Source organism: Pseudomonas sp. BW16M2 (assembly GCF_014268865.1).
GTDB lineage: Bacteria > Pseudomonadota > Gammaproteobacteria > Pseudomonadales > Pseudomonadaceae > Aquipseudomonas > Aquipseudomonas peradeniyensis.
The window spans coordinates 39,772-54,875 of the sequence record NZ_JABWRI010000001.1 but is presented as its reverse complement, the minus strand read 5'-3'; the positions used below and the strand labels follow the sequence as shown (position 1 = coordinate 54,875).

Annotated in this window: 11 protein-coding genes; 6 read left to right on the top strand and 5 right to left on the bottom strand. The window is 63.1% G+C overall.

From position 1 onward, the window contains the following. Nucleotides 1-98: 98 nt before the first annotated feature. Entirely contained in the window at nt 99-641 is a 543-nt protein-coding gene (aroQ, locus tag HU735_RS00190) for a gamma subclass chorismate mutase AroQ (RefSeq protein WP_186711965.1), read from the bottom strand. Nucleotides 642-786: 145 nt separating this feature from the next. Beyond that, the gene (gene glnA / locus HU735_RS00185) at nt 787-2,193 is read right to left on the bottom strand and encodes a type I glutamate--ammonia ligase (protein WP_028688405.1); all 1,407 of its coding nucleotides are present in this window, start codon (nt 2,191-2,193) and stop codon (nt 787-789) included. 414 nt (nt 2,194-2,607) lie between these two features. On the opposite strand from glnA, the gene thiI reads away from it, so the two are divergent. Together thiI and typA are read left to right on the top strand one after the other, a co-directional pair. Then, on the top strand, nt 2,608-4,062 hold the full coding sequence (gene thiI, locus HU735_RS00180) for a tRNA uracil 4-sulfurtransferase ThiI (RefSeq protein ID WP_186711964.1): 1,455 nt from the start codon (nt 2,608-2,610) through the stop codon (nt 4,060-4,062). Nucleotides 4,063-4,189: 127 nt separating this feature from the next. After that, on the top strand, nt 4,190-6,010 hold the full coding sequence (gene typA, locus HU735_RS00175; RefSeq protein WP_050707290.1) for a translational GTPase TypA: 1,821 nt from the start codon (nt 4,190-4,192) through the stop codon (nt 6,008-6,010). A gap of 115 nt (nt 6,011-6,125) precedes the next feature. Here typA and HU735_RS00170 read toward each other — a convergent pair whose 3' ends face one another. Beyond that, nucleotides 6,126-6,530, bottom strand: coding sequence for a YkgJ family cysteine cluster protein (locus tag HU735_RS00170; RefSeq protein ID WP_028688402.1), 405 nt, complete (start codon nt 6,528-6,530; stop codon nt 6,126-6,128). A gap of 198 nt (nt 6,531-6,728) precedes the next feature. On the opposite strand from HU735_RS00170, the gene HU735_RS00165 reads away from it, so the two are divergent. From HU735_RS00165 to HU735_RS00155, 3 genes are all read left to right on the top strand, one after another. Beyond that, nucleotides 6,729-9,194: a glycogen/starch/alpha-glucan phosphorylase gene (locus tag HU735_RS00165; protein ID WP_186711963.1), complete on the top strand. Its 2,466-nt coding sequence runs from the start codon at nt 6,729-6,731 to the stop codon at nt 9,192-9,194. Nucleotides 9,195-9,361: 167 nt separating this feature from the next. Then, nucleotides 9,362-10,372, top strand: coding sequence for a class 1 fructose-bisphosphatase (locus tag HU735_RS00160; protein WP_050707287.1), 1,011 nt, complete (start codon nt 9,362-9,364; stop codon nt 10,370-10,372). A gap of 3 nt (nt 10,373-10,375) precedes the next feature. Then, nucleotides 10,376-10,972 (top strand): DUF924 family protein, encoded by a 597-nt coding sequence (locus HU735_RS00155; RefSeq protein WP_050707286.1) that lies wholly within the window; start codon nt 10,376-10,378, stop codon nt 10,970-10,972. A gap of 93 nt (nt 10,973-11,065) precedes the next feature. Here the strand turns inward: HU735_RS00155 and HU735_RS00150 are convergent, their stop codons facing one another. Both HU735_RS00150 and HU735_RS00145 read right to left on the bottom strand, forming a co-directional pair. Continuing rightward, a complete protein-coding gene (locus HU735_RS00150) occupies nt 11,066-12,664 on the bottom strand; it encodes a BCCT family transporter (RefSeq protein WP_186711962.1) in 1,599 nt (532 codons plus the stop codon). A gap of 282 nt (nt 12,665-12,946) precedes the next feature. Further along, a complete protein-coding gene (locus HU735_RS00145; RefSeq protein WP_186711961.1) occupies nt 12,947-14,038 on the bottom strand; it encodes a tartrate dehydrogenase in 1,092 nt (363 codons plus the stop codon). Between the two features lie 94 nt (nt 14,039-14,132). On the opposite strand from HU735_RS00145, the gene HU735_RS00140 reads away from it, so the two are divergent. Next, entirely contained in the window at nt 14,133-15,044 is a 912-nt protein-coding gene (locus tag HU735_RS00140) for a LysR substrate-binding domain-containing protein (protein WP_186711960.1), read from the top strand. The last annotated feature ends 60 nt before the right edge of the window (nt 15,045-15,104 follow it).

Sequence of the window (15,104 nt, the reverse complement as noted above, 5' to 3'; positions counted from 1 at the left end):
GAGCCAGAAAGCCCTGGTTTATCGATTCTTGTGAACCAAATTGGGATGCATGATGGGGCGCTTCGCGCAGTCATGCACCAATATGGAGCATAGGGCGGTCAGCGCATTTTGCACAGCTGGGCGCTGGCGCGAACCAGGGCGAGGTGGCGGGTGGTGTCCTGGGAGCGTTGTTGCAGGGCGTCGGCCAAGTGGTTGGCGCAGTTGTCCGGCGGGGTCTGGTCAAAGCGGGCGAGGGCGCTCAATAGCTGTTCCTGCAGCAGGTCCAGTTCAGGGCGCACTTCGCTGGCCAGGTCGCGGCGTGGAAGGGCTGGCGCTTGTCGGGCGCGATGCCAGGTGTCGAGCAGGTGGTACTGCAGGAGCTTGTTGGCTTCGATCTGGTCGGCAAAGAAGGCCTCGACGCGTGCCGGATCCAGGTGGTGGGCGACGGCGGCCTGGCGTGCGCCGAGCAATACCTGCTGCTCGCGGGCGCTGGCCTGCACGGGTTGCTGGTGATCCCACTTGTGCAGGGCAACCGCTTCGGCCAGGTCCAGGCGTCGATCAATGGTGGTCAACAACTGGTCGAGAATGGGCGCGGTGCTGGTTGAGGTTGTGCAGCCGGACAGGGCGACACAGCAGGTCAGGGCGAAGGTGGTGGCACGCATGGCGATCTCCTTGGGTATGAAGCCTCGAGTGTCGCCTTTGGCGTTGTGGCGGCTAATAGGTGTTGTCCGATGATGAGGGTATGAAAAAGAAACGGCCTCCCGAGGGAGGCCGTCCTGATGTCATCGACGCGGGGCGCCGATCAGATCAGCAGCTGTAGTACAGCTCGTATTCCAGCGGGTGCACGAAGGTGCGGACCTTGATCTCTTCTTCGCTCTTCAGCTCGATGAAGGCATCGATGAAGTCGTCGGAGAACACGCCGCCCTTGGTCAGGAACGCACGGCCCTTGTCCAGCTCTTCCAGGGCTTCCTTCAGGCTGCCGCACACCTGCGGGATGTCCTTGGCCTCTTCTGGCGGCAGGTCGTACAGGTTCTTGTCCGCGGCATCGCCTGGGTGGATCTTGTTCTGGATGCCGTCCAGGCCTGCCATCAGCAGGGCCGCGAAGGCCAGGTACGGGTTGGCCGATGGGTCCGGGAAGCGTGCTTCGATACGGCGGGCTTTCGGGCTGCCGACGTAAGGAATACGGATCGAGGCGGAACGGTTGCGCGCCGAGTAGGCCAGCATCACCGGGGCTTCGAAACCTGGGACCAGACGCTTGTAGGAGTTGGTCGAAGGGTTGGTGAAGCCGTTCAGGGCCTTGCCGTGCTTGATGATGCCGCCGATGAAGTACAGAGCGGTGTCGGACAGGCCGGCATAGCCTTCGCCGGAGAAGGTGTTCTTGCCGTCTTTCCAGATCGACATGTGCACGTGCATGCCCGAGCCGTTGTCGCCGTACAGAGGCTTGGGCATGAAGGTGGCAGTACGGCCGTAGGCGTCGGCAACGTTGTGCACGACGTATTTCAGGGCCTGTACTTCGTCAGCTTTCTTGACCAGGGTGTTGAACTTGACGCCGATCTCGTTCTGGCCGGCAGTCGCCACTTCGTGGTGGTGAACTTCGACGGTCTGGCCCATTTCTTCCAGGGCGTTGCACATGGCGGTGCGGATTTCGTGGTCGTGGTCGAACGGCGGAACCGGGAAGTAGCCGCCTTTCACGCCCGGACGGTGGCCTTTGTTGCCGCCTTCGACGTCAGCGCCGGTCATCCACGAGCCTTGCTCGGAGAAGATCTTGAACATCGAGCCGGAGATGTCCGACTGGAACTTCACTTCGTCGAAGATGAAGAACTCAGGCTCTGGGCCGGCGAACACGGTGTCACCGATGCCGGTGCTCTTCAGGTACTCTTCGGCGCGCTTGGCGATGCCGCGCGGGTCGCGATCGTAGCCCTGCATGCTCGACGGATCGACGATATCGCAGGTGATGATCAGGGTCGGCTCTTCGGTGAACGGGTCCAGCACGGCGGTTTCGTCGACCGGCATCAGGATCATGTCGGAGGCTTCGATGCCTTTCCAGCCAGCGATGGAGGAACCGTCGAACATCTTGCCGACTTCGAAGAAGTCTTCGTCCAGGCCATCGCGCGCCGGCATGGTCACGTGATGCTGAATGCCCTTGGTGTCCGTGAAACGCAGATCAATCCACTTGACGTCATGATCTTTGATGAGTTGAACCGACTTCGACATGTTGTCCTCCGGATGGTCTAGGGCGCAGTTGGCCGCTGCCCTGGAAAAAGGGTGTCGCTGGGCGCGGATAGTCGGCCAAGCGTACCTGCCTCACAAGGGAGCAAATTGCATGCCAGTGCCCAAAAATGGCGAGTGTGGGATGAAAGGTGGCGTTGGCGGGCATTTCATGAAGATGTGGAGTGTAGCCTTGCACTCATAAGATGCGTTTTTTGGTTGTCATGCACCATTATGGTGCTCTTGTGCCGGCGCAGGCCTTATCGCGGGGCAAGCCCGCTCCCACGCAGCAGGCCGACGAGGGGTGGTGCGGCCAACATAAATCGCACCTTCTGTACAAAAGTTGCTCAAACCTTGAGCGATTTCCGCTATAATTCGCGCCCCCTATTTTCGGCAGGCCCTGCGCGCGCTGTTAAACCAATGAAACTTATCGTCAAAGTCTTCCCAGAGATCACCATCAAGAGCCGGCCGGTGCGCAAGCGCTTCATCCGCCAGCTCGCCAAGAACATCCGCAACGTGCTCAAGGACCTGGATCCCGAGCTCGCGGTTGACGGTGTCTGGGACAATCTCGAGGTGGTTACCCGCGTCGAGGACGAGAAGATCCAGCGTGAGATGATCGAGCGCCTGACCTGCACCCCGGGTATCACCCACTTCCTGCAGGTCGAGGAATACCCACTGGGCGACTTCGACGACATCGTCGCCAAGTGCAAGCACCACTTCGGTCACCTGCTGGCCGGCAAGTACTTCGCCGTGCGCTGCAAGCGCGGCGGCCACCACGACTTCACTTCGATGGACGTCGACCGCTACGTCGGCAGCCAGCTGCGCCAGCAATGCGGCGCCGCCGGCATCGAGCTGAAGAAGCCAGAGGTGCTGGTGCGCATCGAGATCCGCGACCAGCGCCTGTACGTGATCCACAATCAGCACAATGGCATCGGCGGTTATCCGCTGGGCGCCCTGGAGCAGACCCTGGTGCTGATGTCCGGTGGCTTCGACTCCACAGTGGCGGCCTACCAGATGATGCGCCGTGGCCTGATGACCCACTTCTGCTTCTTCAACCTCGGTGGCCGCGCCCACGAACTGGGTGTGATGGAAGTGGCCCATTTCCTGTGGAAGAAGTACGGCAGCAGCCAGCGCGTGCTGTTCATCAGCGTGCCGTTCGAGGAAGTGGTCGGCGAAATCCTCAACAAGGTCGACAACAGCTACATGGGCGTTACGCTCAAGCGCATGATGCTGCGCGCGGCTGCGCGCATGGCCGACCGCCTGCAGATTGACGCCCTGGTCACCGGCGAGGCGATTTCCCAGGTCTCCAGCCAGACGTTGCCGAACCTGTCGATCATCGATTCGGCCACCGACAAGCTGGTGCTGCGTCCGCTGCTGGCCAGCCACAAGCAGGACATCATCGACCAGGCCACCGAAATCGGCACCGCCGATTTCGCCAAGCACATGCCCGAGTACTGCGGCGTGATCTCGGTGAACCCGACCACCCATGCCAAGCGTCACCGCATGGAGCACGAAGAGAAGCAGTTCGAGATGGAAGTGCTGGAGCGCGCCCTGGAGCGCGCCAAGTTCATTTCCATCGACCACGTGATCGATGAACTGGGCAAGGACATCGAAGTCGAGGAAGTGGCCGAGGCGCTGCCCGGTCAGATCGTCATCGACATTCGTCACCCTGATGCCCAGGAAGACGAACCCCTGGCGCTGGAGGGTATCGAAGTCCAGGCCATGCCGTTCTACGCGATCAACAGCAAGTTCAAGCACCTGGACCCCACGCGCCAGTACTTGCTGTATTGCGACAAGGGTGTGATGAGCCGTCTGCACGCACACCACCTGCTCAGTGAGGGACATGCCAATGTGCGTGTTTATCGTCCGACATAAGACGCCAGGGCTGTATGGCGGCAGCATCCGCCATCGCCCTCCCGACCGCCGGGCCCGCTGAGCCTTAAACAGTACATATTGGCCGCCTACACTGGCGGCAACCGAATCCTCTGATCGAGATACAGTTGTGATCGAAAATCTGCGTAACATCGCCATCATCGCCCACGTTGACCATGGTAAAACCACCCTGGTCGACAAACTCCTGCGTCAGTCCGGCACCCTGGAGCGTAACGAGCTCAACGACGAGCGCGTCATGGACTCCAACGACCAGGAAAAAGAGCGCGGCATTACCATTCTGGCGAAGAACACCGCCATCAACTGGAACGGCTACCACATCAACATCGTCGACACCCCCGGCCACGCCGACTTCGGTGGCGAGGTTGAGCGTGTAATGTCGATGGTCGACTCCGTGCTGCTGCTGGTCGACGCGCAAGACGGCCCGATGCCGCAAACCCGCTTCGTGACCAAGAAGGCCTTCGAAGCCGGCCTGAAGCCGATTGTCGTGATCAACAAGGTCGACCGTCCGGGCGCGCGTCCTGACTGGGTTCTGGACCAGATCTTCGACCTGTTCGACAACCTCGGCGCCACCGACGAACAGCTGGACTTCAAAGTCGTCTACGCCTCGGCCCTGAACGGCATCGCCGGCCTGGACCACACCGCCATGGGCGAAGACATGACCGCGCTGTACCAGTCGATCGTCGACAACGTACCAGCCCCGTCGGTTGACCGTGACGGCCCGTTCCAGATGCAGATCTCGGCACTGGACTACAACAGCTTCCTCGGTGTTATCGGCGTTGGCCGCATCGCCCGTGGTCGCGTCAAGCCGAACACCCCGGTTGTTGCCATCGACACCGAAGGCAAGAAGCGCAACGGTCGTATCCTCAAGCTGATGGGCCACCACGGCCTGCACCGCGTCGACGTCGAAGAAGCCCAGGCTGGCGACATCGTCTGCATCAGCGGTTTCGACGAGCTGTTCATCTCCGACACCCTGTGCGCCCCGGATACCGTCGAGGCGATGAAGCCGCTGACCGTTGACGAGCCAACCGTTTCGATGACCTTCCAGGTCAACGACTCGCCGTTCTGCGGCAAGGAAGGCAAGTTCGTCACCAGCCGTAACATCAAGGACCGTCTGGACAAAGAGCTGCTGTACAACGTAGCCCTGCGCGTTCAGGAAACCGATTCCCCTGACAAGTTCAAGGTATCGGGCCGTGGTGAACTGCACCTGTCGGTACTGATCGAAACCATGCGCCGTGAAGGCTTCGAGATGGCCGTGGGCCGTCCTGAAGTGATCATCCGCGAAGTCGACGGCGTCAAGCAGGAGCCGTTCGAGAACGTCACCATCGACATCCCTGAAGAATCCCAGGGCAAGGTCATGGAAGAGATGGGCCTGCGTAAAGGCGACCTGACCAACATGGTTCCGGATGGCAAGGGCCGTGTTCGCCTGGAATACAACATTCCAGCCCGTGGTCTGATCGGTTTCCGTAACCAGTTCCTGACCCTGACCAACGGTGCAGGCATCCTGACCTCGATCTTCGATCGCTACGACACCATGAAGTCGGGCCAGATGTCCGGCCGTCTGAACGGTGTCCTGGTTTCGGTCGAGACCGGCAAGGCCCTGACCTACTCGCTGGAAACCCTGCAGGCTCGCGGCAAGCTGTTCGTTGAACACGGCCAGGAGATCTACAACGGTCAGATCATCGGCCTGAACAGCCGTGACAACGACCTGGGCGTGAACCCGACCAAAGGCAAGAAGCTCGACAACATGCGTGCTTCGGGCAAGGACGAAGTCATCGCCCTGGTTCCGCCGGTTCGCCACACCCTCGAGCAGGCCCTGGAATTCATCCAGGACGACGAGCTGTGCGAAGTTACGCCGAAGTCGATCCGTCTGCGCAAGAAGATCCTCGACGAAGGCGAGCGTACCCGCGCTGCCAAGAAAGCCAAGAACTGAGTCATTAGTTCAGGCTGAATGAAAACGCCCCCGGTCGAAAGGCCGGGGGCGTTTTTGTTTGCCTTGAGAATTTGGGGCTGCACAGCAGCCCCGGGATTTCAAAAACAAAACAGGATCAGCGGGTAGCCACCTTGGGCTTGTACGCACAATACCCCGGCCGCGGCCCGATCTTCGGGTGATTACGGCAGGTATCCGGGCGCTTGTCATAAATGGTGCACAGCCGGCTCTTGCGGTCCAGATAGAGGCAGTCGTCGTTGCTCATCCGGGTCAGGGTGAAGATCCCCGACTTCTGGTTGAAGCGTTCGATGATGCCGTCCTTCTGCAGGCGCTTGGCAATGTTCTTCGGTGGCTCGTCCTTCTCGAACTCGTCCACCACGCCGATGCGGATCAGATCCTTGATCTTCACCTCCACCGGCAGGGTGCAGCAGGTCGAGTGGCAGCCACCGCACATGTGGCTGGCATAGCGCTGCCAGGTCTCCAGGCGGTCGACTTCGGCGGCGGCGATCAGGGTCGGTTTCATGGTTGCGGTTTTATTCTTGCAAGGGAAATCACGGTTTTGGGGCGCGCGATGATACCGGAGTTGTTCAATTTGTGAACAACCTTTTGCCGGTTTCGCCAGCGGTGGATGAAAACCGCGAACCGTCGCTGTCGCTCCGTGTCAGAGCGTCTAGGCTGAACAATCTCCCTGCGCTTTCGCCCATTTGCCCGAGGATGCCTCATGTCCCAGGAAACCGAAGCCCGTGACGAAAAGGACCATAGTGCAGAGGTGGCGGCCTTTCGCGCCGCCGTGCTGGCCAAGCTGACCTACGCGGTTGGCAAGGACCCGGAACACGCCTTCGACCACGACTGGTTCGAAGCCATCGCCCTGGCGGCCCGCGACCACATGGTCGATCACTGGATGGACCACACCCGGCGGGCCTACCGACGCAGCCAGAAGCGCGTCTATTACCTCTCTCTCGAGTTCCTCATCGGTCGCTTGCTGTACGACAGCCTGAGCAACCTCGGCTACCTGGAGATCGCCCGCGAGGCCCTGCAGGGGCTGGACGTGGACCTCGAGCGCATTCGTCTGCTCGAGCCCGACGCGGCGCTGGGCAACGGCGGCCTGGGTCGGTTGGCGGCGTGTTTCATGGAAAGCATGTCGACCCTGGGCATCGCCGCCCATGGCTACGGCATCCGCTACGAGCATGGCTTGTTCCGCCAGGCGGTGGTCGATGGCTGGCAACAGGAGCAGACCGAGAACTGGCTGGATTTCGGCAACCCCTGGGAGTTCGAGCGCGCCGAGGTGATCTACCCGATCAGCTTCGGCGGCAGCGTCGAGACCGTGCATGAGGGCAATGGCCAGCAGCGCCAGGTCTGGTGGCCGGGCGAGACGGTGCGGGCGGTGGCCTACGACACACCGGTGGTCGGCTGGCGCGGCTCCAGCGTCAACACCCTGCGCCTGTGGCGGGCCCGGGCCTTGGAAGAACTGCACCTGGAGCGCTTCAACGCCGGCGACCACCTGGGCGCGGTGGCCGAGGTGGCCCGCGCCGAGAGCATCTCGCGGGTGCTGTATCCGGCCGATAGCACTGAGGCTGGCCAGGAGCTGCGCCTGCGCCAGGAGTATTTCTTCGTCTCTGCCTCGCTGCAGGACCTGCTGCGCCGCCACCTGAACATGCACAAGGATCTGCTCAACCTGCCGGACGCCGCGGCGATCCAGCTCAATGACACCCACCCGTCGATCGCCGTGGCCGAACTGATGCGACTGTTGGTGGACCAGCACGAAATCCCCTGGGACAAGGCCTGGGAGCTGACCGTCGGAACCTTGGCCTACACCAACCACACCCTGCTGCCCGAAGCCCTGGAAACCTGGCCGGTGGCGCTGATGGAACGCATGCTGCCGCGGCACATGCAGATCATCTACCTGATCAACGCCTACCATATCGATGCCCTGCGGGCCAAAGGCCTGCATGACTTCGACGTGCTGCGCGCGGTGTCGCTGATCGAGGAGGACAATGGCCGGCGGGTGCGTATGGGCAACCTGGCGTTTCTCGGCTCGCACAGCGTCAACGGCGTGTCGGCGCTGCACAGCAAGCTGATGAAGAGCACGGTGTTCGCCGAGTTGCACAAGCTCTACCCGCAGCGGATCAACAACAAGACCAACGGCATCACCTTCCGTCGCTGGCTGTACCAGTCCAACCCGCAGCTCACGGCGATGCTGATCGAAGCGCTGGGGCCAGAGGTGCTGGACGACCCGGAAGGCAGGCTCAAGGCCTTGGCGCCTTTCGCCGACAAGGCCACCTTCCGCAAGCAGTTCGCCGCCCAGCGCCTGCACAGCAAGCGCGCCCTGGCCAGCATCATCCAGGACCGTCTGGGGGTGACGGTCAATCCGCAGGCGCTGTTCGACGTCCAGGTCAAGCGCATCCACGAGTACAAGCGCCAGCTGCTCAACCTGCTGCACACGGTGGCGCTGTACCAGGCCATTCGCAACGACCCCGGCACCGACTGGGTGCCGCGGGTGAAGATCTTCGCCGGCAAGGCGGCGGCCAGCTACCACCAGGCCAAGCTGATCATCAAGCTGGCCAACGACATCGCCCGGGTGGTCAACAACGACCCCACAGTGCGTGGCCTGCTCAAGGTGGTGTTCCTGCCCAACTACAACGTCAGCCTGGCCGAGAGCATCATCCCGGCGGCGGACCTGTCCGAGCAGATCTCCACCGCCGGCTACGAGGCGTCCGGTACCAGCAACATGAAGTTCGGCCTCAATGGCGCGCTGACCATCGGCACCCTGGATGGCGCCAATGTCGAGATGTGCGAGCAGGTGGGCGCCGAGAACATGTTCATCTTCGGCCTGACCGCCCAGCAAGTGGAGGCGCGCAAGCGCAGCGGCGATTTCGGCGCCGCGGCGGCGGTCGCTGCCTCCCATCGCCTGGGGGATGTGCTGCAGGCGATCCGCAGCGGGGTGTTCTCGCCGGACGACCCGGCGCGTTATGCCGGGTTGGTGGATGGATTGATCGCTTATGACCGCTTTCTGGTATGCGCCGACTTCGATGCCTACTGGGATGCCCAGCGACGGGTCGAGGAGCTGTGGCATGCGCCGCAGGACTGGTGGCGCATGGCGGTGCTCAACACCGCGCGGATGGGCTGGTTCTCGTCGGACCGGACGATTCGCGAGTATGCGACCGAGATCTGGAAGGCGTTGGATTGAGCCAGGGGCATCGCGGGGCAAGTCGGGCCGCGCGATGGCTTAAACCGACCACTGGCCGGCAGCTTGCTGAACTCAACCCCACCCGACGAGTCTCTTTGCTCGCTAGCCTGCAACTCTCCCTGTAAACTGCGGGGGTTTTTCTCCCCCTATTCCTTTCGGAGCCATACATGTCCCGCGTTACCCTGAGTCGCTATCTGATTGAGCAGACCCGCAGCAACAATACCCCTGCCGATCTGCGCTTCCTGATCGAGGTGGTGGCGCGTGCGTGCAAGGAGATCAGCCACCACGTGTCCAAGGGCGCCCTCGGCGGCGTGCTGGGCAGCATGGGCACCGAAAACGTGCAGGGCGAAGTGCAGAAGAAGCTCGACGTGATCTCCAACGACATCCTGCTCGAGGCCAACGAGTGGGGCGGCCACCTGGCCGGCATGGCGTCCGAGGAAATGGACAACGCCTACCAGATCCCGGGCAAATACCCGAAAGGCGCCTACCTGCTGGTCTTCGACCCGCTGGACGGCTCGTCGAACATCGACGTCAACGTTTCGGTCGGCACCATCTTCTCGGTACTGCGTTGCCCTAACCAGTACCTGAGCCAGAACGAAAGCCTGAACGAGAATGCCTTCCTGCAGCCAGGCACAGAGCAGGTCGCCGCCGGTTACGCCATCTACGGCCCGCAGACCATGCTGATCCTGACCCTGGGCAACGGCGTCAAGGGCTTCACCCTGGACCGCGAACTGGGCAGCTTCGTCCTGACCCACGAGAACATCCGCGTCCCGGAAACCACCGCCGAGTTCGCCATCAACATGTCCAACCAGCGTCACTGGGAAGCCCCGGTGCAGCGCTACGTGGGCGAGTTGCTGGCCGGCGAGACCGGTCCGCTGAAGAAGAACTACAACATGCGCTGGATCGCCTCGATGGTGGCCGACGTACACCGCATCCTGACCCGTGGCGGCCTGTTCATGTACCCGCGCGATGCCCGCGAGCCGAGCAAGCCGGGCAAGCTGCGCCTGATGTACGAAGCCAACCCGATGTCGTTCATCATCGAACAGGCCGGCGGCGCCTCCACCAACGGTTACGAGCGCATCCTCGACATCAAGCCGGAGAGCCTGCACCAGCGCGTGTCGGTGATCCTCGGCTCGAAGGAAGAGGTCGAGCGCGTCACCGCCTATCACAAGGAGTAAGTCATGCTCGCACCTTGGCAGCCGTTGCTGGAGTGGTGGTTCGGTTGGGGCACTAGTGCCCAGGCCGTGGCTGACGAGAAGAACACGCTGTGGTTCGGCAAGCACCATGACGCCGAAGCCCAGGCTCAGTTCGGCCACCTGGTCGAGCAGGCCCTCTCGGGCGGGCTCGATGAGTGGCAGCAGAGCCCGCAGGGCTGGCTTGGCCTGCTGATCCTGCTGGATCAGCTGCCGCGCATGATCCACCGCGACACGCCGCGCGCCTTCGAAGGCGATCGGCGGGCGCAGGTGGTGGCCATGCAAGGCCTGCAGAAGGGCTGGGACTACCAGTTGCTGCCGATCCAACGGGTGTTCGTGCTGCTGGTGCTGGAGCACGCCGAGGTGCTGGACTGGCAGAACCTGTGTGTCGAGCGTTACCAGATGCTGCTGGCTGAGCAGCCCGAGGCCAACCGCCGGTTGTTCGAAGGCTTCCTCGACTATGCCGAGCAGCACCAGCGGGTGATTGCCCGCTTCGGGCGTTTCCCGCACCGTAACCTGGTGCTGGAGCGGCCCAGTACCAGCGAGGAGATGGATTTCTTGCTGGAGCCTGGTTCCCGCTTTTAAGGCTTCGTGACAGGGCGTGGGAGCGGGCTTGCCCCGCGATAGCGATGGCAGCCCATATTGCGGGGCAAGCCCGCTCCCACGACAAATCCAGACTCAGTGCACCGCCGCCGCGCTGCGAGGCGCTTGCTCTTGGGGCTCCTCGCCGGCCAGGCGGGTAGCCTCTTCCTCGATACGGTACGCCGGCACCTGGCCGTAGTCGGCCGCCAGCCATTTGAAGAAGCCGTAGATCTTCACCAGCAGGATCACCATGAACGGGATCGCGGTGAGCACCACGGCGGTCTTCATGGTCGACAGCGAGGCCTTGGCGAACAGCATGGCCAGCGGCACCAGGGTCAGCACCACGCACCAGAACAGGCGCAGGGTCGGGCTCGGGTCCTCGCCCTCGCGCAGGTTGCGGGTGCTGGTGGCGGCCACGGCGTAGGCGGCGGCGTCCATGTGCGAGGCGCAGAACACCGCCATGATGAACAGGTACGCGGCGAGGAACAGCGTGCCCCATGGCAGGGCCAGCAAGAGATCGGTCACCGCCGCTTCGCCACCGAGGGTGCCGAGCAGCTTGGGCACGTCGATCTGGCCGTTGATGAACTGGTGCATGCTGTAGCTTTCCAGCGCGCCGAAGAAGAACCAGCAACCGAAGCTGCCGCCCAGCAACAGGGCGAACACCACTTCCTTGATCAGCCGGCCACGCGAGACGCGGGCGACGAACATGGCCACGCCCGGCGCGTAGGACACCCACCACAGCCAGTAGAACACCGTCCAGTTACGGGTGAAGGCGCCGTCGCCGGCCGGGTCGGTGAACAGGCTCATCTGCACGTAGTGCTGCAGCATCAGGCCGATGGAGTTGGCGGTGTTGTTCAGGGTGAACTGGGTCGGGCCGACCAGCAGGACGATGGCGGCGAACACCAGGGCGCCGATGCAGACCATCTTCGACAGGCGCTGCAGGCCGCCGTCGATGCCGATGTACGAACTCAGCGAGAACAGCAGCGCCACCGCGCCGATCACCAGCAGTTGCACGGTGAAGGTGTTGGGGGTGCCGGCCAGGTCGGCAAGGCCACGGGTCAGGGTCGAGGCGGTGAGTGCCAGCGACACGGTCAGCGCGCCCATCATGGTCAGCAGGAAGATCAGGTCGACGGCGCGCCCGACGGGGCCGGTGGCCTTGAAGCCGGTGACCGCCTCGATGATCGAGGCCAGGTTCAGGCCGCTCTTCTTGCGCACGTGGAAGTGGTAGGCCATGGCCAGCGAGGCCAGGGCGTAGATCGACCAGGCGCTGATGCCCCAGTGGAAGAACGAGTAGCTGACGCTGTACTCCAGGGCCTTGGCCGACATCGGCGTGATGTTCAGGCCCGGGGTCTGGTAGTAGTAGGCCCATTCCATCACGCCCCAGTACAGGGTCGAGGAACCCATGCCGGCGCAGATGAACATGAACACCCAGGTGGTGGTGGAATACTCCGGCTTGCCGGCGCCCAGGCGGATGTTGCCGTACTTGCTGAAGGCCAGGTACAGCACGGCCAGGGAGCTGCCGAACACCAGCACCTGGACGCTGGTGCCGAAGGTGCGGGTGGCCACTTCGAACAGCTGGTTGGCCAGGCTTTCGGCCTGGGCGGGGAAGGCAGCAAGGCCGATCACGGTGAGCAGCACGGCCAGCAGGCTCACGGCGATCAGGAACACGTCGATCTTTTTGTTATTGGGGGACATCAATTGTCTCCTGGAGCATTTTTTTTGTAGTAGGCGTCAGGCGTTGGGGAAGTCCGTATCGAGGCTGGGTTTTCCTTTCTGTTAACTATCAGATAACAAGTATCTTTTGGTTTACAGATTCTGCATTGAATCGAAGTGGGTGGCAATAGGATCGTCGGACAATCCGGATGGTTGGGTGTTGTCTGGGCTGGCGCTATCGCGGGGCAAGCCCGCTCCCGCATACAGAAAGACGCATTGCTTCTTTGTGGAAGCGGGCTTGCCCCGCGATGACCTGACGCCGACTCAGGCCCCGAGCAGCTCGGCGATGGCCTTGCCCACTTCCTGGGTCGAGCGGCTGCCACCCATGTCGCGGGTGGTGTCGCCGTTGGCGATCACCGTCTCGATGGCCTTGAGGATGTCGTCATGAGCCGCCTGGTAGCGGGCGTCGTTGCCGGCCTGGCCGAGGAACTCGAGCATCAGCGCGCCGGACCAGATCATCGCGATCGGGTTGGCGATGTTCTTGCCGTAGATGTCCGGCGCCGAACCGTGCACCGGCTCGAACAGCGACGGGAACTTGCGCTCAGGGTTGAGGTTGGCCGACGGCGCGATGCCGATGGTGCCGGCGCAGGCCGGGCCGAGGTCGGAGAGGATGTCGCCGAACAGGTTGGAGGCCACCACCACGTCGAAGCGCTCCGGCTGCAGCACGAAACGGGCGCAGAGGATGTCGATGTGCTGCTTGTCCCAGCTGATCTCGGGGTAGTGGGCGGCCATGGCGGCGGTGCGCTCGTCCCAGTAGGGCATGCTCACGGCCATGCCGTTGGACTTGGTTGCCGAGGTGACGTGCTTGCGTTCGCGGGTCTGCGCCACGTCGAAGGCGTACTTGAGGATGCGGTCCACGCCACGGCGGGTGAACACCGACTCCTGCAGCACGAACTCGTTGTCGGTGCCTTCGAACATGCGCCCGCCCAGGGACGAATACTCACCCTCGGTGTTCTCGCGGATCACCACGAAGTCGATGTCGCCGGGCTGCTTGTTCGCCAGCGGGCAGGGCACGCCGGGGAACAGGCGCACCGGGCGGATGTTCACGTACTGGTCGAAGTCACGGCGGAACTTGAGCAAGGATCCCCACAGCGAGATATGGTCCGGGACCTTGTCCGGCCAGCCGACGGCGCCGAAGTACAGGGCGTCGAAGCCCTTGAGCTGGTCGAACCAGTCGTCGGGCATCATCTTGCCGTGGGCCAGGTAGTAGTCGCAGCTGGCCCACTCGAAGAACTCGAACTCAAGGTTCAGGCCGTGCTTGCGGGCGGCGGCCTCGACCACGCGCAGGCCTTCGGGGAGGACTTCGTTGCCGATGCCGTCACCGGGGATGGCGGCGATCTTGAAGGTCTTGGTCATGGGGCGCCTCTCGTGTTCAGGGAAGATGCGGCCATGCTATAAGGCTGTGCTTCGGAGATAATCCGGCAATCCATCAATTCTTGGTGCACGAATCGTGAATAATCTGCCGAACCTGGACGACCTCGACATCTTTCTGCAGGTGGCCCGCCGCGCCAGCTTCGCCGCGGTGGCTGACGAGCGCGGCATGTCGGCGGCGTTCGTCAGCAAGCGCATCCGCCTGCTGGAGGACAGCCTGGGCGTGCGCCTGCTGCACCGCACCACCCGGCGGGTGACGGTGAGCGAGGAGGGCGAGCGGGTATACCAGTGGGCGCAGCAGATCTTCGAGACCCTGCAGCGCATGGACGACGACCTCAACGCCGGCCAGCGCGAGCCGGTCGGGCAGTTGCGCATCGCCAGCAGCCTGGGCCTGGGACGACGCTTCGTGGCGCCGGCGCTGTCGGAACTGGCGGCGCGCTACCCGCGCCTGGACATCCGCCTGGACGTGCACGACCGCCTGGTGGACCTGATCGCCGAAGGCGTCGACCTGGACATCCGCGTGGGCAACGTGATCGCCCCGCACCTGATCGCCAAGCCCCTGGCGCGCAACCGCCGGGTGTTGTGCGCGGCGCCTGCGTACCTGGCCGAGCATGGCACGCCGCGGGTGCTGGCGGACCTGGCCAGCCATGACTGCCTGGTGATCAAGGAGCGTGACCACCCGTTCGGGCTATGGCACCTGGAAGGGCCGCAGGGCGAGGAGAGCGTGCGGGTGACCGGCGGGCTGTCGAGCAACCATGGCGAGGTGGCGCACCAGTGGTGCCTGGATGGGCGGGGCATCCTGCTGCGCTCGTGGTGGGACGTGCACGACAGCATCGCCGAGGGACGGCTGGTGCAGGTGTTGCCGGACTACCAGCAGGCGGCGGATATCTGGGCGGTGTACACCGCGCCCTTGGCCGGTTCGGCCAAGGTGCGGGTGGCGGTGGAGTTTTTTCGGCAGTACTTTGCCGAGCGGTATCGGTTGCCTGATTGAAGGCAGCGGGCCGCGTAGCGACCCCACCGCCTTCAATGACTTGGCGCGTTCGAGCTACGT

What these genes read in the sequence shown, in the direction of transcription:
- HU735_RS00170 (WP_028688402.1), bottom strand. Translation starts at nt 6,530, where the DNA reads ATGAAACCGACCCTGATCGCCGCCGCCGAAGTCGACCGCCTGGAGACC.
- thiI (WP_186711964.1), top strand. Translation starts at nt 2,608, where the DNA reads ATGAAACTTATCGTCAAAGTCTTCCCAGAGATCACCATCAAGAGCCGG.
- HU735_RS00155 (WP_050707286.1), top strand. Translation starts at nt 10,376, where the DNA reads ATGCTCGCACCTTGGCAGCCGTTGCTGGAGTGGTGGTTCGGTTGGGGC.
- HU735_RS00165 (WP_186711963.1), top strand. Translation starts at nt 6,729, where the DNA reads ATGTCCCAGGAAACCGAAGCCCGTGACGAAAAGGACCATAGTGCAGAG.
- HU735_RS00150 (WP_186711962.1), bottom strand. Translation starts at nt 12,664, where the DNA reads ATGTCCCCCAATAACAAAAAGATCGACGTGTTCCTGATCGCCGTGAGC.
- HU735_RS00145 (WP_186711961.1), bottom strand. Translation starts at nt 14,038, where the DNA reads ATGACCAAGACCTTCAAGATCGCCGCCATCCCCGGTGACGGCATCGGC.
- aroQ (WP_186711965.1), bottom strand. Translation starts at nt 641, where the DNA reads ATGCGTGCCACCACCTTCGCCCTGACCTGCTGTGTCGCCCTGTCCGGC.
- HU735_RS00160 (WP_050707287.1), top strand. Translation starts at nt 9,362, where the DNA reads ATGTCCCGCGTTACCCTGAGTCGCTATCTGATTGAGCAGACCCGCAGC.
- glnA (WP_028688405.1), bottom strand. Translation starts at nt 2,193, where the DNA reads ATGTCGAAGTCGGTTCAACTCATCAAAGATCATGACGTCAAGTGGATT.